Here is a 22,770-nt window from a genome sequence, read left to right on the forward strand (position 1 = left end):
CATATTTCGGGGGAAAAGCCTGTTTTTTCCTACATTATACCTTTGAAGGCTTTAAGTTCAACCTATAATTTTTAATTTTAGAGGTAGAGTCTGCCGGGAAATTACCTAAACCATAAGTTTCAGGATAGCAATATCCCTGAAAACCATTAAAACAATAAAGGAAAAATTTTATTAAAATTGAGCACCCATGGGTAACACATTAACAACCTATACCACTAACAGCAAAAAATCTATGGAATTGTTTCCGTATACTCTTATCAGATTAGGAGGAGATACGTATGAACAATGGTCCGCACTCCATTTCCCGAAGTCCAACTCTATAGTAGAAGAGATATTTGAATTACGATCTGAACAGCAGCAAAAAAAAGAGCTTCTGTGCGATGAATTGTTCAACTTCATTAGCGGTAGCGATGACCCCAATGTTCAAAACGTAGTTCAAAACCTGCGAAGGGATATATTTAATGAAAGAAAACTCAAAAACAGCAAAGTAGCCAAAACTCTGGAAGTAGTGCCTGAAAGTCTGAAGGCCTCACTGGAAGAATACCTGAGTTTAGTTAAGAAATTAAAGGAAAAGGAGCAATCAGGTGAAGATCTGTACATTGCGGAGCTCAACAATGGTCGAATCATTTTGAAAGACATTGTAGATACAGAGCACTTAAAGAAAGGATTGATCCTCTCCAGTCGTACACTGCTTAATAGGCTCGATTCCTTTAAAGAACGTCCCGTAGACCAATTCAGAAAGAAAGAATACCAGGTGGAGCAGAGTCTGCTACAGTACCTGACCAGGATGTACGCAAAGACTTCTCCGTTTAGCACATTCACCAATTTGTCGATAGGGAGGATAGAAGAAAATGTTGAAGGAGGTATCCACATCACATCCTTAAACGCCAGGGAGCAGGTAAAAGGGCATATGCGTCTTAATAACTACTTGTTGAAATACCTGGTAGACCTCCTTAGAAATTATAAGCCTGCCTACATGCTTTTTCCATTGAGGTGTAATCCTACGCTTCAAAACAGAGGTGATCACTTTTTATACCTGACCAATAACAACAATATTGAATCATTTCAGCGTATTCCCTACAATCCTGTGGTGGAACATATTGCCGGATTAGTGCAGGAACAGGCTGACGGGATCCGGTTTCAGCAGCTTGTTGAGGCATTGCAAAATGATATTGATGCTTCTGCGGAAGAGCTTGAAAATTATGTGCAACAGCTCATTGGCTATGGACTGCTGGAGTACCATCTGGGAGTTTCCGGTGTTGATCCTGATTGGGATATTAGGCTTATCGAAGCACTATCCACTTTGGTGGAAAACAATGTAGAACACATTGATGAGCTGATACAAAAGTTAAGGGATATCCGCGAATTAGGCGACAGGTATGCGGGTAGCGCTGTAGAGGAGAGGAAAACTATTCTTCAGCAGGCATATGATACTTTTCGGGAGATATGCATGAAAATACATGAGGAGGCGGGGCTACCGGCCGATGAAAGAAAAACTGAGCAGGAACGCCTGGAGGAGTGGAGAGCAAAAAGGGAAGAAGAAAAAAAGAAACAGAAAGAGGAAAATAAAGACGGGGATGAAAAAAAGGAAGAAGAGGCCAAAGAAGAGGAGAAGGAAGATGAGGAAGTAACCTTTAAACATGAAACATCCACCATGTTTACCTTCAAGCCGGAACAGATGTTCTATGAAGATACAACACGTGAGGTCAAGGCGAGGCTGGATAAGCAGGAAATGGAACATGTCATAGAAAGTTTGTATGAGCTACTACATGAAATGCGACTTTTCCAGGGAAATCAGGACGAAAAGGACAAGATGAAGGCCTATTTTCTGAAGAAATATGGAGGCAATGAGGCTATAGATCTGCTTACTTTTTATGAAGATTACTTCAGAGAGTATAAAAAGCCTGAAAAGGAGCAAGAGGAAAGGAGAAAAAAGCAGGCCAGGGAACAAAGGGAACTGAAGGAAAAGGAAGCCAAAGCTAAAGAAGGTGAAAGTGACAACAGTAAAGATAATGCTGAAGCTCAGAAGCAAACGGAGGATGAAATTTCAGTCTTACCTGAGATCAAACAAAGAAATGAGCTGGTAGAAAAGTGGAAAAAGGCGCTGGTAGATGAACTGAAAACCATCACTGAATGGAATGAAGATGAACTGAAGATTGAACTTGAGCCGGTAAAAAAGGCCAATAGTGAGGTAGGAGTTGGCAGCGGTGTAGATCACACCAATTCATACGGCTCTTTTCTGCAGTTTTTCCATGAAGAGGGCAAATTGAAAGCCGTAGTGAACAGTACCTTCCCCGGCTACGGTAAAATGATCAGCCGTTTTCTACATATTTTTGATAAGGAGGTGACTGAGCAAACCAGGAGCTGGAATATTGAGCAGAGTAATGGTGAAACTATCTTCGTTGAAGATTGTGACGCCTCCTATTTCAATGCCAACCTGCACCCCACACTCATGCCGTATGAGATATGGATGCCCGGGGGGCATAATTCGTTGCCAGCGGATAAACAGATCCCGATCACAGATTTCGAGATCATTTATGATCAGGAAGAAGGAGCGCTTAACCTTCATCAGAAGTCAACCGGTAAAAAGGCCCATGTCTTTGATCTCGGTTTTCAAGGGCACCAGGGAAGGTCTCAGTTGTTTCAATTGCTGGAAAAATTCACGAAAGCAGAATACCTGTTTACACAACCGTTAACCAACGCTATCAATCAATTGAATGCCCCGGAGCAGGATGAAAAGAAGAAGGTTAATGATGCTGATAAACAGAAAGAAGCGCAGAATAGCACACCGACTATTAATGTGCTGCCTAGAATAGTCTATAAAGATCTGCTTGTGCTTCAGAGGAAGTCATGGTTTGTTCCCAAGCCGCTCCTTCCTCAGCGTGACCCCAACGATTCGGACTGGCAGTACTTCAAGAAGGTAAATTTATGGAGGAAAGAGAATAAGATGCCTGATGAAGTATTTGTTTTTGTAAATCCCAGCCGCTGGGGCATGGAGAACCTGGATCAGGAAAAACTAAAAAAACTTACTAGAGACGATTATAAGCCTCAATATATCGATTTTACTAACCCATTGTTGGTTAACCTACTGGAGAAACTAATAGATAGGGTGCCATTGAGTATGAAGGTGGTAGAAATGTTGCCATCATCCAACCAGATGCTTAAGGTGGATGATTCGAGGTATGTTTCTGAGTTTGTAGTTCAGTGGTATAATAAAAATCAACAGTAATGACTTCAGATCAATCAAAAAAATGGCTGGCTGCTTATTTATATTACGGTGAGCCCTGGGAGGAATTTCTTGTAAAAGGTGTGCAGCCCATCGTTCGTCAGGTGATGGATGATCAACTCGCAGAGCAATATTTTTTCATCAGGTACTGGGAGAAGGGTCCTCATATCAGGCTCCGGTTTAAAGGTAAAGCCCATGTGCTGGACGAAAAGGTAAAGCCCATGCTGATAGAACATTTCAATGCATGGTTTGATAAGCATCCTTCTGAAAGAACCGATCCCGACTGGCTGAAAGATGCCCCGGAGGAACACCGATGGTTTCCCAATGATTCCATACAATTCATTGAATATGATCCTGAAACCGATCGATATGGCGGCAAGGAAGCTATACTGGTTGCAGAGCAGCAGTTTCAGGCCTCTGCAAATTCCACTTTTGCCGTTATAGAGGAGAGCCTGGATAGCTGGGACTACAACAGGGCTCTGGGAGCAGCCATACAATTACACCTCGGTTTTGCCTATGGGATGGGGATGGACCAGGAGGAAGCTACACACTTCTTTTCCAATGTATTTCAGAACTGGCTACCCCGAGCCTACTACTTTTTTGAGAAGGACGTTTCAAAGGAAGAGATGGAGAAAAGAAGAGCAGAAACATTGCAGGCATTTGAGAGCAATTTTGAAGCACATAAAGATACCTTGCTTCCCTTTTTTCAGACCGTTTGGGAGGCATTTGAAGAAGAGCAGTCCTTTGACCAGGAATGGCTGAACCAATGGATAGCAGATATGCGCGAGATCAGGGAACAGCTTGTGAAAATTCAACAAAATGGGCAGTTGGTGATCCCCGAATGGTACCAGGCCAGAGAGTCGGATTCCATTCCTGAGCAGAAAACAAAACGCTGGGCTATCTATGACAGTTATATCCATATGATCAACAACAGAATGGGTATTATGAACAGAGATGAGGGGTATCTGGCTTATCTGGTGAGAGAAAGTTTTAAATTATTACCTGAACCTAAGTAAAATGAACCAAAAATATTTACAAGGCGCTATTGCCATTGGCGATTCCCTGCTTGCGAAAGCACACAAAAATGAAGACGGATATTGGTGGGAGACGATGTCGTTAGGCGCTGACAGCCAGGCTGAATGGCATATTTCCGAAAGCCTTTATTCCGGGGTGGCCGGAATAGTCTACTTTTTTATGGAATTGCACAAAAGGACCAACGATCCGAAATACCGGGAAGCGATGGTGGAGGGAGCACGATGGCTTGATAAATATTGTACGGATAACAAAACTTCCTATTATGCTTTTTATACGGGTCGTATGGGAGTGGCATATCTGATGCTACAACTTGCTGAGTATTTTAAAGATGATACCTATAAAGAAAAAGCACTTCAGATAGTAGAAAATTGCGAATCGTTTCTAGAAGGCGACCGGTTAATTGATGATCTGATCAACGGAAGTTCAGGGGCTATATTGGGGCTCTTGCACTTGCATGCCGCAACAGGCAGTGAGAAGATCCTTAAAAAGATAGAGCATTTTACCGAACACCTCCTAAGCAGGGCGCATTTCGGGAAGCAGGGTCTGTACTGGGACCGTTCGTCTAATAACATCACCGGCCTGTGTGGTTTTTCCCATGGCGCAAGTGGCATTGGTTATGTATTTCTGGAATTAGGCCATTATTTCGGAAACCAGACCTTCTATTGGATTGCAGAACAGGCATTTGCTTATGAAAACCACGTTTATAATGCTGAATATGAAAATTGGCCGGACTTTAGAAAGGGAATCTATGATGAGAAATCTTTTAAAGAGCATCGGGAGCAGTATGTGAATGGCAATAAAGGATTTTTCTTTGCAGCAGGAGATATGTCGGCCTGGTGTCACGGAGCGCCTGGTATCGGTCTGTCAAGGGTGCGAGCATATGAATTGCTGAAAAAGGATCAATATCTTCAGGATTTGTATAAAGCACTAAGTAAAACTACCAAAGTAAGTGTAGACCTGGAAGAGCTAAATGTCCCGTATGTTCTATGTCACGGGGGAGGAGGGAATGCCATCCTGTTTCTTGAGGCAGCCAGAGTTTTAGGCAAACCTGATTATTATCAGTCTGCAATAAAAGTAGCTGACCATGCATTGAGGTATAAAGAGCAAAATAATATTTATATCTCAGGTTATTCCGGTCTTCGTGGTGATGTCAGCTTGTTTATGGGAGATGCAGGGATAGGATATTTTTATCTTTTATTGGCTGATGAAGCTCTTTCCGGCCCTTCGATTTTGAAACCAGACATTGCTGCTGTTTACCAGGGCCCAAAGGAGGGACTGTTGGATATGAATGACAGTAAACTGTATCAGATCTTTGCAGAAAAGTTATATCCAAAAACCTGTGAGTATTTGAGAAGTCACGAGCTTATGGAAGCTGATATGATTTTAAGCGATAATATTGTTGCTACGATCAAAGCCGATCTGAACAAGGCCGTGGAAACGGCTAACAACCCTCAGTTGACTCACATCTGGAGGTATGAAAACATGAAAATCGATATAGATAATGCCGTAGCAAGCCATTCATACAATCATATAAAGAGAGTGGTGGAGGTAGAAAGGAATAGAGCGCTTTTAGATGACGGGCAATCATTCTTAGGGGCCACGGTCATGCTGCCTGAAGGATGTGTTTTGACGGTGGCTCCTTTACAGGCTAAACAGGAAGAGGAGGATGAGGAAGAAAACTATACGATCTTACTGCCTGCATCAGAAGGACTGCTGGAGTTTCCATTGAATTATTTTTCGTATGCTGTAATACAAAAATTTGAGCAACCCAAACGAGTCGAAGAAGGTATGAATGAAATGATTGAAGAGTTTGAAGTAAGCAATGAAAGTGAAATACAGCAGGTGAAAATGGCTACGCTAAACCAAATTAAGGAGGCCATGAAGCAGGGGATACTTCAGTTGGACCACTCTGCGGTAGCTAATGTGGACATAAAGTAGCCAGTAAGATGAGGCTGTATCAAAGTCAACTCGCCCGATTACCATATTACCATCGGTCTCAAAGAGTGTGATTTATAAAGTGTGCGTGTGGCATTGAAATTCTTAACGCCATTTTCTCAAGGCCGTTCAGGTAACTCCTTTATTGCGTGTTATCCCGAAAGCTTTGGCTCTCTCGGGAACGAGGACCTTAAACAGAGAGTTTTGAGTTGATTTTCCTGATATGCAGCCACTGGTGCGGCAGTTACTTCCGTGACATAGCCACGCAGCAAGTCAGCAGGTATAGATAGATGTATCGAGAACAAAATTAAACCCGAGTTATGCAATAGACTTCGTGATGAGCGACAAAAGTGGCTGTGAGATAAGTGCTCACGCAGAATTTTGCAACGGAGGCATAGCACCGCTATGGTGAGTAGCAAAATTTGAGTAATGCCTGTCCCGGCGAATGACGGGATGCTTAGATTACTGTCAGTTTTGACGCGGAATAGATTTCTATTGCATAACTCGGGTTAAAGTAAGCCTGAGAATGGAAAGTGGCTGAAGCACGGAAGTAACTTCCGCGCTAGTTGGGTATCTGTCATTATCCACAAAATCAACTCAAAGTTGTTGGTTGCCTACCAATGACAAGTTTTTACTAGATTCTGATAATCAATGAATTATTAAATACCCCACTATCGTCATCCCGGACATACAGCAATGGCCCACTGGGAGGCAGATCCGGGATCTCCCAGCTCGCGGCAGTACCCGGGCTTCAGAATCTACCTCTGATCAAGGGGATCCTGAATATTTTCTTCGCTGTGCTGCGAAAATTCCAGGATGACGTGGTAGTTTGTGATCTCTGTTTCCTCAGTTTCTTCCGTAATGTCATTATCCACAAAAATTTTAATTGTAACATAATTTATCTTGAATACGTATTATGCAATACAAAGTACCCGGTCAAAAATTATAGTAGTGAAAAGCAACCTTTCACTCTACTTTGTAGTCTTTTGCAAATAAGGTCAAACTGCCTGATTATCAGGCAGACTCAAAATAAATGATACAACTATGCTTAAAAACTACTTCAAAATCACACTCAGAAGCCTCTGGAAGAGTAAAATCTTCGTGTTTATCAATGTTTTCGGAATGGGTATTGCCATGGCCTGCTGCATTGTGGCTTATCTCAATTATGATTACAATGCTAGTTATGATGAGCAGCACCTGAATGCGGAAGACATTTACAGGGTGAATTTCATTCGTGATTTTCAAGGACAAAAAATGAAAAATGGTATATCACCCATGCCAGTAGGCAACCTGATCAGGGATAATATTTCAGGAGTAGGCGCAGTGGTTCGATATATTCCTGATGGTGGGAATGTTCGCATAAAAGATGATCTTTTCAGGACGAGGATTAGCTATGCTGATGAGAAATTTCTGGATCTTTTCACCTTTCCCTTGAAACAGGGTGTGAAGGCGGATTTTGCCGACAAATCAAAAATATTCATCAGTAGTGAGCTGGCTACAAAATATTTTGGCGAAGAGGAAGCACTAGGGAAACAGATCACACATGTACTTGATAGTGGCACCCGTGAATATATTGTGGGGGGTGTATTTGAGAAGATAGCTCCTAATTCCAGTTTTGTATTTGATGCTGTTACTCATTTTGATAACTACTTTGAGGTCTATAATAAAATCAAAGAAGATAGCTGGGACAGGTGGAATACGCTTTTGATCGAGGTGACTGATAAATCTAAAATATCTTTTATCGAAAAGGAGTTGCAGAAATATGTACCCCATCAGAATCAGGCCCGGCAGGATTTTCAGGTTTCACAGTTCTACCTCGACCCCTTCAAAGGGTTGGCGATCAGGTCTGAAAGAGAGGACGTCAGAAATCACTGGTTGCGGAGCAGCCTTCCGACTGCTGCGGTGGTAGCTCCCGCTGTTATGGCTTTTCTTGTGCTGCTATTAGCCATTTTTAATTTCACCAACACCGCTATAGCCATGTCGAGCCGCAGGCTTAAGGAAATTGGTATTCGCAAAGTAATGGGCAGCAGAAGAAAGCAGTTGATCATACAATTTTTGACGGAAAACCTGACACTTTGCCTGCTGGCGGGGATAGTTGCCATAATCCTGGCTGAAATATTGGTTCCTGCATACAATCAGATGTGGGAATTTCTTGAATTGGATATGAACTACCTGAGCAATGCCGGCTTCTTTCTATTTATGTTCGGCTTGCTCATGTTTACTGGTCTTTTGGCCGGCAGCTACCCTGCATTCTATATCAGCAAGTTCGAGCCGACGAGTATCCTTAAAGGTACTTTTAAGTTTGGAGGCACTAACTTCTTTACCAGGGCGCTGCTTACACTACAGTACAGTATTTCATTGATAGCGCTGATCTCAGCAGTGGCTTTTATTCAAAATGCTAAATATCAGCAGGAGCTTGACTACGGTTTTAAAAAGGAAGGTATTGTTTATACCTATATCAATGGTGAAAATGAGTTTGAGGTGTACAAAAATGCTCTCATAGAAAGTAGCGACATTGAGAATATTGTAGGCACCAAACATCACATTATGTCCAGCTACTACAATGATCCTGTAAAGCATGAGGATATTGAAAGGGAGGTAGATATTATGGAGGTAAGTGAAGGCTACATGGATATTATGGGAATGACCCTGCTGGAAGGACGCAATTTCAAGAAAGATTCGGAGACAGACCGAAAGGAATCTGTGATCGTAAGCGAATCAGTACTTTCGGCTTTTGGCTGGGATGATGCCATAGGAAAGAAAATCGTTTGGAGAGATACTATCCAGCTCTATGTTGTGGGGGTATTCAAAGATTATTATGGCAGGGGTTTATGGCAACCCGTGGAGCCTACTATGCTGAAATTGAATAAGCCGGAAGAGTATAGCCGTATACTTGTAAAGACAGATGCAAAAAAGCTGATCGCTGTTAACGAGTTCATGGAAGAAAAGTGGCGAGAAGTATTTCCAAACCGACTTTACAACGGGCGTCTTATTGACCAGGAGTTTCAGGAGGCAGCTACGGTGAATAACAATATTTTAAAGCTATTTATTTTCCTTGGTATTATAGCTACACTACTATCAGCTTCGGGGCTGTACAGTATGGTGTCTCTGAATATTATTAAAAGGATGAAGGAAATAGGGGTGAGGAAAGTGCTTGGTGCTTCCATAGGAAATATTGCCCGTCATCTGAACAAACAGTTTGTCATCATCCTGATCCTGGCGGCAATTTTAGGGTCTGCGGCCGGTTATTATATGGTTGATTCTTTGATGGCAAGTATATGGACTTACTACACAGGAGCCAATATTTTAACCTTCTTTGCAGGTGTAATCCTCATTACAGTGGTTTCATCTATTACAGTTGGTTTCAAAATTTATAATGCTGCTTCCATGAGCCCGGTCAATACACTCCGGGATGAATAAATATTTTTTACTCGGCTGTAACTTCACATGATGCAGCCGCGTCTTAACTTAAAGCCACTACTTAGAACAGTATCAACTTTTATTTTTATGGTCAAAAACTATTTGAAAGTTGCCATGCGCAACATCACAAAACACAAGTTCTTCTCGATCATTAATATACTCGGCCTTACTATTGGTATTGCGGGATGCTTGTTTATTGCTATGTATATTTATGATGAACTGAATTACGATCACTTCCATGCTAAAGGTGAGCGTATTTACAGGATAAATCTGCATGGGAAGCTTGGGGGGCAGGAGATATACACCACCAACACCAGCTTCCCTATGTCAAAAGCGCTGGTTGCAGAAATTCCGGAAGTGGAGGAATCAACTCGGGTAAATAATATGGGTGAGTGGATATTCAGAAATGGAGACCTGGCATTTAATGAAGAAGGAATAATGGCAGCAGATTCCAATTTCTTTAGTGTATTCAGTTTTCAATTGCTTGCGGGTAATCCTGCCACCGTGTTGAAGGATCCAAACAGTATTGTTCTAAGTGAAGATCTGGCCAGAAAGTACTTTGGGGAGGAGACGGCCCTGGATAAGACGCTGTCCATTGGAAATGATAAATCAGAATATAAAGTCACCGGTATCATGGAGAATTCCAGGGGGGATTCTCACCTGAAGTTTAATGCCCTGTTATCCTCCAGTACATTTCCGTGGATGAACCAGACCAACTGGCTGAGCAACAGCCTGTGGACCTACTATGTACTTAATGAGCAAGGCACTGCCAAAAGTGTAGATGCTAAGCTGGAGCCTATTATGGAGCGTAATGTTACCCCCGTATTACAGGAGTTCATGGGTAAATCGCTGGAGCAATTCAGAGCCGAGGGGGGTATTTATGAATATTACAGCATGCCCATGTATGATATCCACTTACATTCAGAATTACAGGACGAACCGGAGCCTGCCGGCAACATGTCCTATGTGTTTATTTTGGGTGGTATTGGTTTGTTTATTGTAGTGCTCGCTTGTATCAACTTTATGAATCTGACCACAGCCAAGTCGGCAGGAAGAGCAAAAGAAGTTGGTTTAAGGAAAACCCTGGGATCGTTTAGAAGTACACTGATCGCTCAGTTCCTGACAGAGTCTATGGTGTATGCTGTGTCAGCCGCGGTGATGGCATTAATTGTAGTTTATACGTTACTTCCTTATTTTAACCTGCTATCGGGCAAAACTTTGACAATTGATATTCTTGGTGAACCAATGATCGTGATTACCCTGGTGTCTCTTGTATTATTTGTGGGTATTTTGGCCGGCAGCTACCCTGCTTTCTATTTAACCAGTTTCAAGATCACGGAGGTGCTGAAAGGGAAATTAAGAGCGGGAATGAAGAGTGGAGGTATCCGTAGTTTTTTGGTTACTTTCCAGTTCTGGATATCGATCGTACTCATTATTTGTACTGCTATTGTTTACCAGCAGTTGCAGTATGTCCAGAATAAGAACCTGGGCATCGACAAGGAACACATCCTGATCATTGAAGACACAGATAGACTGGAGAAGAACAAGATGGCCTTTAAAAACAATCTTGATGCCAGTACAGCAGTTTTGGGTACCAGTTTTTCAAATAATATGGTGCCAGGAGTGAACAATACTACCATCTTCAGGGCGGTTGGCGATGAGCACGATCACATTATGGCTACCTACTTTGGTGACTATGATCATATGAAGACATTAGGTTTTGAATTGGTAGAGGGCAGGTTCTTTTCCAGGGATTTCCCCTCGGATTCTATGGCTGTTGTGCTTAATGAGGCTGCCGTGAAAGAGCTGGGCTGGGATAATCCGCTGGAAGAAAAGATCATCAACTTTAATGGTGATGAACCAAAGCGGATGAATGTAATCGGGGTGGTGAAAAACTTTAATTTTGAAAGCCTGAAGTTGAATGTAAGGCCTTTGGTATTGCAACTGACCAAAGAGGGTAATATTCTTTACACCCGCTTCTCGGGAGAGAGACCTGAGCAGGTTATAAAAACTATAGCTGCCAGTTGGGAGGCCTATGCTCCCGGTGAACCACTACAGTATTCATTTTTAGATGAAGACTACGATGCTCTTTTTAGGGCAGAGCAACGACTGGGCAAGGTATTTACTGTATTCACTGTGATTGCCATATTTATTGCCTGTCTTGGCTTATTTGGTCTTGCTGCTTTTATGGCTGAGCAACGAACCAAGGAAATAGGCATCAGAAAGGTAATGGGCGCAAGTGTATGGAGCGTGACTTCCCTGATGTCGAAAGAGTTTGCCAAGCTGGTGGTAATAGCATTTATTTTGTCTATTTATCCTGCTTATTATGCAATGGATCAATGGCTGAACGGGTTTGCTAACAGGGTAGATATTAGCATCTGGATCTTTGCATTGAGTGGAATTGTAGCATTCGTTATTGCCTGGCTTACGGTGAGCTACCAGTCACTAAAGGCTGCGAAGGTCAATCCTGTGAGGTCTCTGAGGTATGAATAAAATGACAGAAGGCCGGACATTTTATGACAGCTAACGGGTAGTTCTAACCGCAGAGATTCGTAGAGAAAACGCTGAGGCAACTGAGAATTTCCTCCTGGTTCCTCTGTTCCTCTCTGCTTACCTCTGCGGTTAAGTATATTGGCCATGTTATCGGTGGATAGTCTTTAGTTTAAGGTCTGACTCCAATAAAAAAGTTGTCATGCCGACTTTGGAGGCATCTTACTAAGTCGTTTGATCTATGCTTCTTAGCAAGTTCCCTCGTTCCTACCGATGACGTATTATTCAGCATGATGATCTTAGCCGTCATTGCGACCTGCCCCGAGCTTTATGTTGGGAGGAGATGTCATCTGACAAAAGGAAGATGACATTGACGTGGCAATGCCCCAATCGACAACGCGAACTATACTACTTCACGACTTTAACCGTTCTTTCAATTTAGGGGACTGCCGCGCTCCCTTTCAGTCGCTCGCAGAGACGTTTGCTTCGCTCCATTTTTAAAGCCGTCATCGGTAACGAAGCCCCTCTCCTTTAGCGTGCATTAAAAGGGGATCGTTTCGATTCCTACCGATGGCGACAATAGTTTTCTAACAGATCTAAATAATGATGATCTGCTAGTGGTCATCTTCACTAAAGTCATCCTCCATTACTACTCTTTCCAAAGCTGGTGGCTCTTCTATCCTGAACATTACTGGAAGTACCACCCATTGTGATACGGCCACATCACCTATTCTACACGCTCTTGGCGATGTTATGTAACTTTTATCTTATTTTTACCGCCTGAAACACCTTCAGATGAAATCACCCAAAATTCAGGTTATAGCAGTTACACTGGCGCTAATGGGGATCATATTTTTTTCCGCCAAGGCAGTGATCGTCAAGTTGGCTTATCAGTATGAAATTTCTGCGGTACCGTTGCTGTTACTGCGCATGGCCTTTTCCCTTCCTGTGTATCTCATTATAGCGCTAATCAAGCGTCCGTTCAAACCGGAAGAGATAACAAAAAAGGATTATTTGTGGCTGTTGACCTTTGGCTTTATAGGGTATTACCTGGCAAGCCTGTTTGATTTTATGGGTTTGCAGTATATTAAGGCTAGTCTTGAGAGGATTATTCTTTTTATTTATCCCACGCTGGTGCTTTTTATTACCTGGATATTCTTTAAAAAGATACCCACCAGAGTGCAGGTGTTGGCAATAATTGTGACCTACATAGGTATTTTTATTACTTTTGGAGAAGAATTAGGTGTGGAAAACAGTGGAGAAGTCTTATTGGGAGGCTTTTTGGTGTTTTTAAGTGCACTTACCTACGCGTTTTACCTGGTAGGCAGCGGTTATCTCATCCCCAAATTCGGTGCCGTTACTTTTACCTCATATGCTATGATCGTTTCTTGTGTTTGTGTGGTACTACACTATAGCTTTACAAGCACTGACGATATACTCGCATATCCTAAAGAGGTGTATGCACTTGGTTTTTTAATGGCGATGATATCGACTGTTATACCATCATACCTTATATCCTTTGCCATCAAACATATGGGAGCTTCTAATTTCTCAATCCTGGGTAGTATGGGACCAATATCAACAATAATATTAGCTAACATTTTTCTGGATGAACGCCTGACCTACATGCAAATACTCGGTGCGGTGGTGGTAATAGGTGGTATACTATTGGTGACCACAGCTACTGGTGGAAAAAAAGCCCAAGCAGCCATGCCCGGAAAAACAGAAAAATCAGCTACAACCTAAATAAGAAACGAGCACCTGCATTGAGGGAACTGAAATCAATCGTCATGGACTGACTCAGTTTCTCGGCAGAAGCTTCCGCAACATCCAATTGCAGGAATGCCTCCATTTTGAACCGTTCACCGAAATTAAATGCCACCCCTGGCTCAGCTCTTGGCCCTACAGTAGTCCCCTTATACCCTTCAAAGCTCAGTGCATGAAAGAAAATGGCCCCTCCTATGTACGGGTTGATACGCTTTGCCCCGAAGTAGTAGTTAGCGCCCACTCCGGCCGATATTCTGGTGGCCGTATAGGTGACAAAGTCACTTTGGTTAATTAGTTCGGTGGAACTGATGCCAATAGCAAAATCAAAAATACCCTTTACCTGTAGTTTAGGCGTTACCACATAGTATAACTGGATTCCTGCCATCAGGGCGGAAGTCATATCAGAGCTACCACTGATAATTGATATCCCTCTGGAGCTGAGATCATTTCTGATGTAGTTATTTACATCATCGGGGCTGATGATCCCTAGTCCGACACTGATGGATCCTTTCAGGTCCCCGGGTTCATCATACTTCCGAATTTTGGTGCGTTGCTCTATAACCGGTACCTCTTGTTTCGGAATGGTGTCCTGCCAGTCCTTTTTGTAATACGGGTAATCTTCTTCCTGCCCGAAAGCAGTGACGCACGACAAAGCCAATAGAAGAAAGGCGAAGTAACTTTTTTTCATTATACAACTACATTCACGATCTTTTTGGGCACAACGATCACCTTTTTAGGCGACTTGCCTTCTAGCCATTTTTGTATGGCGTCCGAAGCCAATACCTGCTTTTCGATATCTTCTCTTGGCATATCGGTCGGGAAGCTCATTTTTGCCCTCATTTTACCGTTAACGGAAATCGGATATTCATGTTGGTTTTCTGTCAGATAAGTTTCATCAAAAAGCGGATAGGCAGCCTGTGTGATGGTGGTGTCATACCCGAGTTTATGCCATAGTTCTTCAGCTATGTGGGGTGCGTAGGGTGAAACGACTACAACGAGTTGTTCAAGTATACTACGTTTGTTGCATTTCAATGCTGAAAGCTCATTAACACAGATCATAAACTCACTCACCGAGGTGTTAAACGAATAGCGCTCAATATCCTCCTGTGCTTTTTTGATGGTTCTGTGAAGTACTTTTAATTCCTCCTGGGTCGGCTCCCCGTCAGAAACCGTAAAGTTGTCGTCACTATCATGGAAGAGGTTCCAGAATTTTCTCAAAAATTTAAAAACACCATCTATGCCATTGGTATTCCATGGTTTAAACTGCTCTAGTGGTCCGAGGAACATTTCGTAGAGCCTTAACGTGTCAGCGCCATAACGTTCAATGATATCGTCAGGGTTGACAACATTATATTTTGATTTGGACATTTTCTCTACTTCAGTGCCACAGATATACTGACGATCAGGCTCTGTGATAATTATTGCGTCCTCATAAGAAGCCCTCCAATTCCTGAACTGCTCTACATTCAATATGTCATTATCAACAATATTGACATCTACATGAATAGGGGAGATGCTATTGAAGTTGATCTCTTGCGGGACAAAATCAGTATTATGCTTCTTGTTGAAGCTATCCAGCCCTTCTGAGATCAGGCGATGAATTATATCAGTTTCAGCCTTGGTAATAATCGATTTTTTGATCCGGTCAACCACGCCTTTGGATAGAAATATCTCAGGATTATCAATTCCTTCCGATTTAGCAGGCATAGAATAAGTCAAGGTCAACCTATACACAAAATTTGAGCGTCCCTGGATCATACCCTGGTTGATCAGCTTTTTGAACGGCTCATCTACCGTGACATATCCCATATCATAAAGGAATTTGGTCCAGAAACGGGAATATAACAGGTGGCCTGTTGCGTGTTCGGAACCACCAATGTACAGGTCTACACTTTCCCAATACTGCTGTGCTTCTTGGCTCACAAATTCCTTGTCGTTATGAGCATCCATATATCGGAAGAAATACCAGCTTGAGCCTGCCCAGCCGGGCATTGTACTCAATTCGATGGGATAACCCTCCTTAGTTTGCCAGTTTTCGGCTCTCCCCAATGGAGGCGCACCATCTTCGGTAGGCAGGTATTTGTCGATTTCAGGTAATACTACCGGCAGTTCAGATTCATCCATCAGATAGGGCATACCTTCTCTGAAGTATACGGGCAATGGCTCACCCCAGTACCTTTGCCGGGTAAAAATGGCATCGCGCATGCGGTAATTTACCTTTCCTTTGCCAATACCTCTTTTTTCCAACTCTTCAACACCTCTTTTCATTGCCTCCAAAGGGCTAAGACCGTTCAAAAAGTCAGAATTAATGATCTTTCCTTCCTTAGTAGGGTCGGCCGATTTCTCGATATTGGCAGAGTCGTTGATGTTAACAATGGGCAATCCAAAATGCTTTGCAAAATCATAATCCCGCTGATCACCCGAAGGTACAGCCATAACGGCACCGGTACCATATCCCGCCAGTACATAATCTGCCACCCAAACGGGTATTTTTTCTCCACTGAAAGGATGCGTGGCATAAGAGCCTGTGAAAGCTCCAGTAACATGCTTGACGTCAGTCATCCTTTCACGCTCAGAACGGTTTTTAGCTACGTCTACATATTCTTCAACCTCTTTTCGCTGATCTTCGGTCACCAATTGTTGTACCAGGTCGCTTTCAGGAGCCAGGGCCAGGTAAGTAACGCCAAATACAGTGTCAATACGTGTGGTGAACACAGTAATGTCTACACCTCTGTCAACTACCTTGAAATCCAGTTCTGCGCCAATGGACTTACCGATCCAGTTCCGCTGCATTTCTTTTAGTGGCTCTGGCCAGTCTATGATCTCCAAACCCTGAAGCAAGCGTTCGGCATAGGCAGTGATGCGCATCATCCACTGCATCATTTTCTTTTTTACCACAGGATGTCCACCACGCTCCGAAAAACCATCTTTTACCTCGTCATTGGAAAGCACAGTGCCTAATGCGGGGCACCAGTTTACAGTGGTATCCGCCAGGTACGACAGGCGATACTTTAATAATATTTGCTGTTGTTCTTTTTCAGAATATCCTTTCCATTCGCCAGCGCTGAACAGAGGTGTATTTTCATCGCAAACAGCATGCACATGAGTATTACCCTCTTTTTCAAAGATGGCAATCAGTTTGTTTACAGGCTCGGCTTTATCCGATGCTTTATTATACCAGCTATCGAACAACTGCATGAAGATCCACTGCGTCCATTTATAAAATTTAGGATCGGAAGTTTGCACTTCTTTGTCCCAGTCAAAGCTAAAGCCTATGTTTTTAAGCTGCTCTTTATATCTTTTTATATTTTCTTCAGTGGTGATGGCAGGGTGCTGGCCTGTCTGAATAGCATACTGCTCAGCAGGCAGTCCGAAGGCATCAAACCCCATCGGGTGAAGTACGTTGTACCCCTTGAGTTTTTTAAATCGCGATACAATATCAGAAGCAATGTACCCCAGTGGGTGCCCTACATGCAAGCCTGCACCGGATGGGTAGGGAAACATATCCAGGGTGTAGAATTTTGGTTTGGAAGGATCTACCGCGGCTTTATAGATCTTATTGTCAGCCCAGTATTTTTGCCACTTTTTTTCAATCTCGTTGAAGGGGTATTCTGCCATCGTTCTGTTTCTTTTAGAAGCCGCAAAATTAAGAAATTTCTTGGCAATTCAGGGATGGGGTGAGTAAAAAGTTGAGGAGTTGGATGGCTGAGATTTAATCATTAGGATTGCCGCTCTTCCTGAAAAGGATATTCGCCATCATATGGATTGTCACAGATCACACCATAGCCATCAAAGGCAGCATCATGCAAATAGCTGATTTCACACATTTTTTCTACCCATTGATCAAAGGCCTCGGAATTTATATCCATTTCGGGGGTATATCCTGTGATTAGCCATTGATTGTGCGAGGGGTGTACCTCTGCAAAATAATGTAGCTTAACCAAACTTTCCTTTAATGACTGCGCACGTTCTTCGCACTCACTATAAAAGAAAAACTCTACTTCCTTGCAGGCATTATCTAAAAACTTGAAGCGCTTCATAACTGACAGAAAATGCTCTTTTGCTTCAGATTTCTGTCTTTTGTAGTCTAGAAACTGTTTAAATTTCTTTTGCAGGTGATCGATAAGGTCAGGCATTAACATCAGCTAACAAACTGCTTGATCTCCTCTGCCAAAATTTTCACATCCACCTGCTCCAACGGATGTTTAAAACCCTTGAAAACCCTGAGTTCACCACCGGGAAGTAGGTTGGCAACAGTTTCTGACTCTTCCATGGTCACCATATTGTCTTCATCGCCTATACCGATCACTACCGGCTGCCGGATGTCTTTAAACCGGTCGAAGGACAAAGCGGCTCCGTTTCCAAGGTTAATCATCATGGAGGTCGTTTTTTGTAGTACCTCTTTCCAACCGACAGGAGCATGACGTTGTTCGAGCATTTTCGCAAAAGCAGGCACTTTTTCTTCAATTTTTTCTGCATTCAGCATCTTCACCTCTTTTTGCGCGATCTCAGCAGACCACTCCAGCTTAGTTCCTAATGTAAAGATACGGCCAACCATAGTAGGGTGAAGCAATGCCAGGTTCAGTGCTACGTATCCGCCCATACTATAACCAAAGATATCCGTTTGGTCTATACCACGCTCATCAAGGAAGGCGATCACATCTTTGGTGAATGTGTCAATACTAAAGTCAATACTATTTAGCGATTGTCCGCCATGACCGGAAAAGGTTAGGCTTTGTATATTGTCAAAATGAGAGGAAAGCTCCTCTTTAAGCGGGGCCAGTTGTGCTGCGCTACCCAGCGCACCATGCAGTAAAAGCAGGTTTTTCTTAGACATAAAGTATTATTTTATGAGCTCGATCAGCTTGTTTACATCGTCAATAATAAAATCAAACTCCGCAGCCTGATCTTTCAGTGCTGAGATCATGTAGGAAGGCACTTTATCACCTTTTGAAAGTTTCTGCTCCACATCATTTAACAATGTCACGATGTCGCTGGCCTCTACACGGGCCTGTTTGATCTCTTCTTTAATACTTCGGATACTTCCTATAGCCGGATTATCCGAGGAAATTTTAGTGGCCGGCTCCGTGCTTTCAGGTGCAGACGAGTTAAAAGCTGCTTTAGTTTGACTGGTGATACACTGATTGTATTCGGATATTATTTGACTAAGATCCCCCTTTTTATAAGTTTTATCCTCAATTTTTCCCGCCACTTCAGGACAGTCGCTCAAAAAACCAGTCATCATTTTCTTAAACATCAAGGTAGATATTTCAATACCTTCACCTGTTTTTTTGAGCAGGTAGGGAGAGCCAAAGGAGTATTGGTTTTCCGACCTGAAATAAAAAAGGCTGAGATATCCGCTAGTCCTCACTTCCATAATCTTATAAATCTTCCCAAATTTGACAGACCGGTATTGTACCCCGTCTTTATTCAGCTCAAGGAGTTGGAAGGCTTTCAATTTTTCATTCTTCTCTCCTGTGTCTATTGCTATTTCTTCGTGTGTTTCTGTGGGTAATAGTATGTGTATTGTGCCTCTTAGGGTATCGCCTTGTACAGTAACTACATAGTCCTGACCAAAAGTAAGTGATGCGTAAATCAGAAAAAGCAGGATGATCGACAAACATTTCATAACTTTTCTCGTTTAGCTACAAAAATATAATTAATTGTCGCTTTTGCTATTTTTCTTTAATCTTCCCGCATCTTTCAGTGCCTGATGAATGATCCATTCCAGTTGACCATTGGTACTGCGGAATTCATCAGCAGCCCACTTTTCAACCTTTTGAAGTAGCTCAGGGTCTAATCGTAGTACAAAAGGCTTTTTCTTAGCCATAGTGAGGTTGCTTTACTAATCTGTCCATTGCTTGTTTGATCTCTCGTGGCTTTTGAGTTCCCAAAAGTAATATTTTTCCATTTTTTAAGGTCAGTTGCAAGCCTTTGTTTCCCTTTACACTAATTGCTTTACCACTTCCGGGTTTGCTCTTGTAGCCACGGCCTCCGAAATCCTTTAGTAAATTGAACTTACGTACTTCATAATTGGCAATATCCTTTCTTTTCAATATTTTCCAACCAGGTATGAATGGAAAGAACCTGTACCTAACGGCCGTGCTTGTTACTTCTACTTCTAATTTACCTGACAGGATAGTCCAATCAATAATAGTCATGATCACTAACACTGTTGTGCATAACAAGATCAACTGATTATCGGATAGCGACCTTCTTCCAATAGGCTCATCCTGGTATAGCTGCATATAGAGAAGATAGCTTAATAATGATACAACAGCCGTTGTAACGGCCATTAGAAGTACCCATAGCCATACCTGGTTGAGTTTTTGGGTTTCTTTAAAATAGGCCATAAAGTTAATGGTTTAAGGTGCCGGAGTTAACCACAGGCGTCACATCCTTATCTGCGCACAGTACCACCATCAGGTTGCTCACCATAGCTGCTTTTCGCTCTTCATCCAGGTCGATCACCTGTCTTTTCGAAAGATCGTCAATGGCCATTTCCACCATACTTACGGCTCCCTCTACAATCTTATGACGAGCTGCCACTATAGCCGTTGCCTGTTGCCTTCTAAGCATGGCGCCTGCTATTTCGGAAGCATAGGCCAGGTAGCCGATCCGTGCCTCTATTACCTTGATGCCGGCTATTTTCAGGCGATTGCTGAGGTTTTCCTCCAGTGCGTTATTCACTTCATCCAAACCAGAGCGTAGAGTGATCTCTGCTTCGTTATCTTCAAAATTATCGTAGGGATACATGCCGGCAAGTTTCCTGACGGCAGCATCGCTTTGTATCCTTACAAATTCCTCGTAGTTATCTACCTCAAAAGCAGCCTTGAAAGTATCGCGTACCTGCCATACCAGAATGACACCTATCAGTATCGGGTTTCCGACCTTGTCATTCACCTTTACACGTTCGCTGTCAAAGTTCCTCGCCCGGAGGGAAATGCTGTCTTTAATATAAAATGGATTTACCCAAAAGAAACCGTTCTTTTTTACAGTGCCCTTATAAGCACCAAATAAAACCAATACACGGGAGCTGTTGGGGTTTACAAAGAAGAATCCCGGGCACAGCACAAGACTGATAACTATACCGATGCCAAATAAAGGCTGCTTTGAGGCTATAAGCAATAAGAGGCTGATAATAAACAGCAGGGCCACTATTACCAACATAATGTAGCCTGAAATGGGGTTGTTTTCTTTTTCCTGATTCATAAGAGTGATATTAAATTGATATCATATTAATGTTATTATGAATAATATACGCATTTTATTTGCAAAAGGTTGTAAAGGGCTTTTGGAATTTCTTAAAACTCCGGTTAATTTGCTGCCCCTTACTTATATGATGACATGGTAAAATATAACCCTAAGACTTGGTTTGCATTAATATTTCATTCCTATAGTCGGCAAATACTGAAGCTGTTATTACCAGCACTCCTATTTATGGCGGTGTACACCACTCTAATTTCTTATCTCCTGCTGGATTATTTTAAGCTGCAGTTATATAGCACAACAGTGGTACATTCGTTATTGGGTATTGTATTGGGTCTTTTCTTGGTTTTTAGAGTAAACTCTGCTTATGACCGTTGGTGGGAGGGGCGTAAGTTATGGGGGCTACTGGTTAATAATACCCGCAACCTGTCATTTAAGATCGCTTCTTTCTTGCCCGAAAAAGATGAGGAGACAAGAAACTATTTCGCTCAGATGATCCCTAATTTTGTTAGTGCAATGAAGGAGCACTTAAGAAAAGGGGTCAACCTGGAGGAGCTGGATATTGTCGGAGATCGATTTTTACAGCGTTTAAAAGGTAAGGAACATATCCCTAATGCTATTTCTTTGATGCTCTATGAAAAGCTGACTGCCATGTATCGGAATAAAGTGATTACAGGAGAGCAACTTTTTCTGGTGGACAAGGAGATGAAGCAGTTTTCTGACATTTTAGGTGGATGTGAAAGGATCAGGAATACACCTATTCCATATTCCTATAGCATGTATATTAAGAAGTTTATCTTCACCTATACCACAACGCTTCCGCTGGCATTTATTGCAGAATTTGGCTACTGGACTATTCCCATCGTGATGTTGGTGTTTTTTATACTGGTAAGCGTTGAATTGATAGCTGAAGAGATCGAGGATCCTTTTGGTAATGATACCAATGACCTGCCCACGGATGAGCTTTCTGATAAGATCAAGAAGAATGTAAGAGAAATATTGTTGGCGTAGCGCGTAGAGCGGAGCGCAGAAAGTCACGCTCAGCGCTCTGCGCTTAGCGCCCCGCTATTCCCCGTCTTCTGCTTCTACCTCGGCCAACGGCTTTAAGTTAGCGGGAATTTCATCTTTGATGTATGGATATACTTCAATAAAATTGGTGAGGGTGATGGAAGGTATATCATATGGTACCAACATGCCTTCAAAATGCTTCTCTATTCTCTCGAATGCCTGTTTTACATGTAAGGCGCACACGAGGATGTAAGTATTGATCTTCATCTCTTTTTCACTATCACCATCTACGGTAGAATAAGTAACCTTGCATTTAAACCAGGTTTCCTCATCTTCATAATTGATCACCTCGGCAATATTGGTTTTGGTAATGTTCGTCACAGCAAACTCTCCGGATATGTCGCGAGCTGCAATTTCATTTATCCGGGTTTCGGCATCGGTGTAGGATACTGCGTCTACTAAAAATGCCTCTGTTACCTGCTTTAATAATCCATCTTCTCCTTCTTTATTGTGCTTGATTTTACACGAGTACCAGGTATTCATTCTTTGCTTTTGATTTTTTGTTAAAAGATACTTTTTCGAGGGATGCAAATATATGATCCTTACCCAACCGGTCCAGTATATTCGTAATTTTTATTTGTTGGCCCGCGTGCTATTTACTAGCCCTAAATAGTGTCTAT

16 protein-coding genes are annotated in these 22,770 nt (G+C 42.4%); 7 read left to right on the top strand and 9 right to left on the bottom strand.

Features of this window, described 5'->3' with window-relative positions:
- Positions 1-187: 187 nt before the first annotated feature.
- The 6 genes from C900_RS21680 (at position 188) to C900_RS21705 (ending at position 13,852) form a co-directional block, all read left to right on the top strand.
- On the top strand, positions 188-3,229 hold the full coding sequence (locus tag C900_RS21680; protein WP_040497273.1) for a lantibiotic dehydratase: 3,042 nt from the start codon (positions 188-190) through the stop codon (positions 3,227-3,229).
- Positions 3,229-4,242 (top strand): lantibiotic dehydratase C-terminal domain-containing protein, encoded by a 1,014-nt coding sequence (locus C900_RS21685; RefSeq protein WP_009582377.1) that lies wholly within the window; start codon positions 3,229-3,231, stop codon positions 4,240-4,242. Before C900_RS21680 ends, C900_RS21685 begins: the two co-directional genes overlap by 1 nt.
- Before the next feature lies 1 nt (position 4,243).
- Positions 4,244-6,199, top strand: a complete 1,956-nt coding sequence (locus tag C900_RS21690; RefSeq protein ID WP_009582378.1) for a lanthionine synthetase LanC family protein — start codon at positions 4,244-4,246, stop codon at positions 6,197-6,199.
- Between the two features lie 1,041 nt (positions 6,200-7,240).
- Positions 7,241-9,616 (top strand): ABC transporter permease, encoded by a 2,376-nt coding sequence (locus C900_RS21695; RefSeq protein ID WP_040497274.1) that lies wholly within the window; start codon positions 7,241-7,243, stop codon positions 9,614-9,616.
- Between the two features lie 87 nt (positions 9,617-9,703).
- A complete protein-coding gene (locus C900_RS21700; protein ID WP_009582381.1) occupies positions 9,704-12,109 on the top strand; it encodes an ABC transporter permease in 2,406 nt (801 codons plus the stop codon).
- Between the two features lie 792 nt (positions 12,110-12,901).
- Positions 12,902-13,852: a DMT family transporter gene (locus C900_RS21705; protein WP_009582382.1), complete on the top strand. Its 951-nt coding sequence runs from the start codon at positions 12,902-12,904 to the stop codon at positions 13,850-13,852.
- On the opposite strand, the gene C900_RS21710 is transcribed toward C900_RS21705, so the two are convergent.
- The 8 genes from C900_RS21710 to C900_RS21740 form a co-directional block, all read right to left on the bottom strand.
- Positions 13,842-14,561 carry a hypothetical protein gene (locus C900_RS21710; RefSeq protein ID WP_009582383.1) on the bottom strand — a complete coding sequence of 240 codons (720 nt, stop codon included), beginning with the start codon at positions 14,559-14,561 and terminating at the stop codon, positions 13,842-13,844. The genes C900_RS21705 and C900_RS21710 overlap by 11 nt on opposite strands.
- Positions 14,561-17,491 (bottom strand): leucine--tRNA ligase, encoded by a 2,931-nt coding sequence (locus C900_RS30710; protein WP_009582384.1) that lies wholly within the window; start codon positions 17,489-17,491, stop codon positions 14,561-14,563. The genes C900_RS21710 and C900_RS30710 overlap by 1 nt, the downstream gene beginning before the upstream one ends.
- Before the next feature lie 101 nt (positions 17,492-17,592).
- Positions 17,593-18,009 (bottom strand): ribonuclease E inhibitor RraB, encoded by a 417-nt coding sequence (locus C900_RS21720; protein ID WP_009582385.1) that lies wholly within the window; start codon positions 18,007-18,009, stop codon positions 17,593-17,595.
- Between the two features lie 5 nt (positions 18,010-18,014).
- A complete protein-coding gene (locus tag C900_RS21725; protein WP_009582386.1) occupies positions 18,015-18,710 on the bottom strand; it encodes an alpha/beta fold hydrolase in 696 nt (231 codons plus the stop codon).
- Positions 18,711-18,716: 6 nt separating this feature from the next.
- Entirely contained in the window at positions 18,717-19,502 is a 786-nt protein-coding gene (locus C900_RS21730) for a hypothetical protein (protein ID WP_009582387.1), read from the bottom strand.
- A gap of 30 nt (positions 19,503-19,532) precedes the next feature.
- Entirely contained in the window at positions 19,533-19,703 is a 171-nt protein-coding gene (locus C900_RS29475; protein ID WP_009582388.1) for a type II toxin-antitoxin system antitoxin, read from the bottom strand.
- Complete coding sequence (locus tag C900_RS28790) at positions 19,696-20,226, bottom strand: hypothetical protein (protein WP_009582389.1); 531 nt, start codon at positions 20,224-20,226, stop codon at positions 19,696-19,698. Before C900_RS28790 ends, C900_RS29475 begins: the two co-directional genes overlap by 8 nt.
- 4 nt (positions 20,227-20,230) lie before the next feature.
- Entirely contained in the window at positions 20,231-21,085 is an 855-nt protein-coding gene (locus C900_RS21740; protein WP_009582390.1) for an SPFH domain-containing protein, read from the bottom strand.
- A 135-nt stretch (positions 21,086-21,220) separates the two neighbouring features.
- Between C900_RS21740 and C900_RS21745 the strand changes: the two genes are divergently transcribed.
- A complete protein-coding gene (locus C900_RS21745) occupies positions 21,221-22,093 on the top strand; it encodes a bestrophin family protein (protein ID WP_040497276.1) in 873 nt (290 codons plus the stop codon).
- A 54-nt stretch (positions 22,094-22,147) separates the two neighbouring features.
- On the opposite strand, the gene C900_RS21750 is transcribed toward C900_RS21745, so the two are convergent.
- Positions 22,148-22,633 carry a DUF4494 domain-containing protein gene (locus C900_RS21750; protein WP_009582393.1) on the bottom strand — a complete coding sequence of 162 codons (486 nt, stop codon included), beginning with the start codon at positions 22,631-22,633 and terminating at the stop codon, positions 22,148-22,150.
- Positions 22,634-22,770: the final 137 nt, after the last annotated feature.

The sequence above is a fragment of the Fulvivirga imtechensis AK7 genome, assembly GCF_000331535.1.
In the GTDB taxonomy this organism is placed as follows: Bacteria; Bacteroidota; Bacteroidia; order Cytophagales; family Cyclobacteriaceae; genus Fulvivirga; species Fulvivirga imtechensis.

Bases quoted from the DNA above. Each gene is read 5' to 3' on its own strand.
- C900_RS21680 (WP_040497273.1), top strand. From the start codon at position 188: ATGGGTAACACATTAACAACCTATACCACTAACAGCAAAAAATCTATG.
- C900_RS21685 (WP_009582377.1), top strand. From the start codon at position 3,229: ATGACTTCAGATCAATCAAAAAAATGGCTGGCTGCTTATTTATATTAC.
- C900_RS21690 (WP_009582378.1), top strand. From the start codon at position 4,244: ATGAACCAAAAATATTTACAAGGCGCTATTGCCATTGGCGATTCCCTG.
- C900_RS21695 (WP_040497274.1), top strand. From the start codon at position 7,241: ATGCTTAAAAACTACTTCAAAATCACACTCAGAAGCCTCTGGAAGAGT.
- C900_RS21700 (WP_009582381.1), top strand. From the start codon at position 9,704: ATGGTCAAAAACTATTTGAAAGTTGCCATGCGCAACATCACAAAACAC.
- C900_RS21705 (WP_009582382.1), top strand. From the start codon at position 12,902: ATGAAATCACCCAAAATTCAGGTTATAGCAGTTACACTGGCGCTAATG.
- C900_RS21710 (WP_009582383.1), bottom strand. From the start codon at position 14,561: ATGAAAAAAAGTTACTTCGCCTTTCTTCTATTGGCTTTGTCGTGCGTC.
- C900_RS30710 (WP_009582384.1), bottom strand. From the start codon at position 17,491: ATGGCAGAATACCCCTTCAACGAGATTGAAAAAAAGTGGCAAAAATAC.
- C900_RS21720 (WP_009582385.1), bottom strand. From the start codon at position 18,009: ATGCCTGACCTTATCGATCACCTGCAAAAGAAATTTAAACAGTTTCTA.
- C900_RS21725 (WP_009582386.1), bottom strand. From the start codon at position 18,710: ATGTCTAAGAAAAACCTGCTTTTACTGCATGGTGCGCTGGGTAGCGCA.
- C900_RS21730 (WP_009582387.1), bottom strand. From the start codon at position 19,502: ATGAAATGTTTGTCGATCATCCTGCTTTTTCTGATTTACGCATCACTT.
- C900_RS29475 (WP_009582388.1), bottom strand. From the start codon at position 19,703: ATGGCTAAGAAAAAGCCTTTTGTACTACGATTAGACCCTGAGCTACTT.
- C900_RS28790 (WP_009582389.1), bottom strand. From the start codon at position 20,226: ATGGCCTATTTTAAAGAAACCCAAAAACTCAACCAGGTATGGCTATGG.
- C900_RS21740 (WP_009582390.1), bottom strand. From the start codon at position 21,085: ATGAATCAGGAAAAAGAAAACAACCCCATTTCAGGCTACATTATGTTG.
- C900_RS21745 (WP_040497276.1), top strand. From the start codon at position 21,221: ATGGTAAAATATAACCCTAAGACTTGGTTTGCATTAATATTTCATTCC.
- C900_RS21750 (WP_009582393.1), bottom strand. From the start codon at position 22,633: ATGAATACCTGGTACTCGTGTAAAATCAAGCACAATAAAGAAGGAGAA.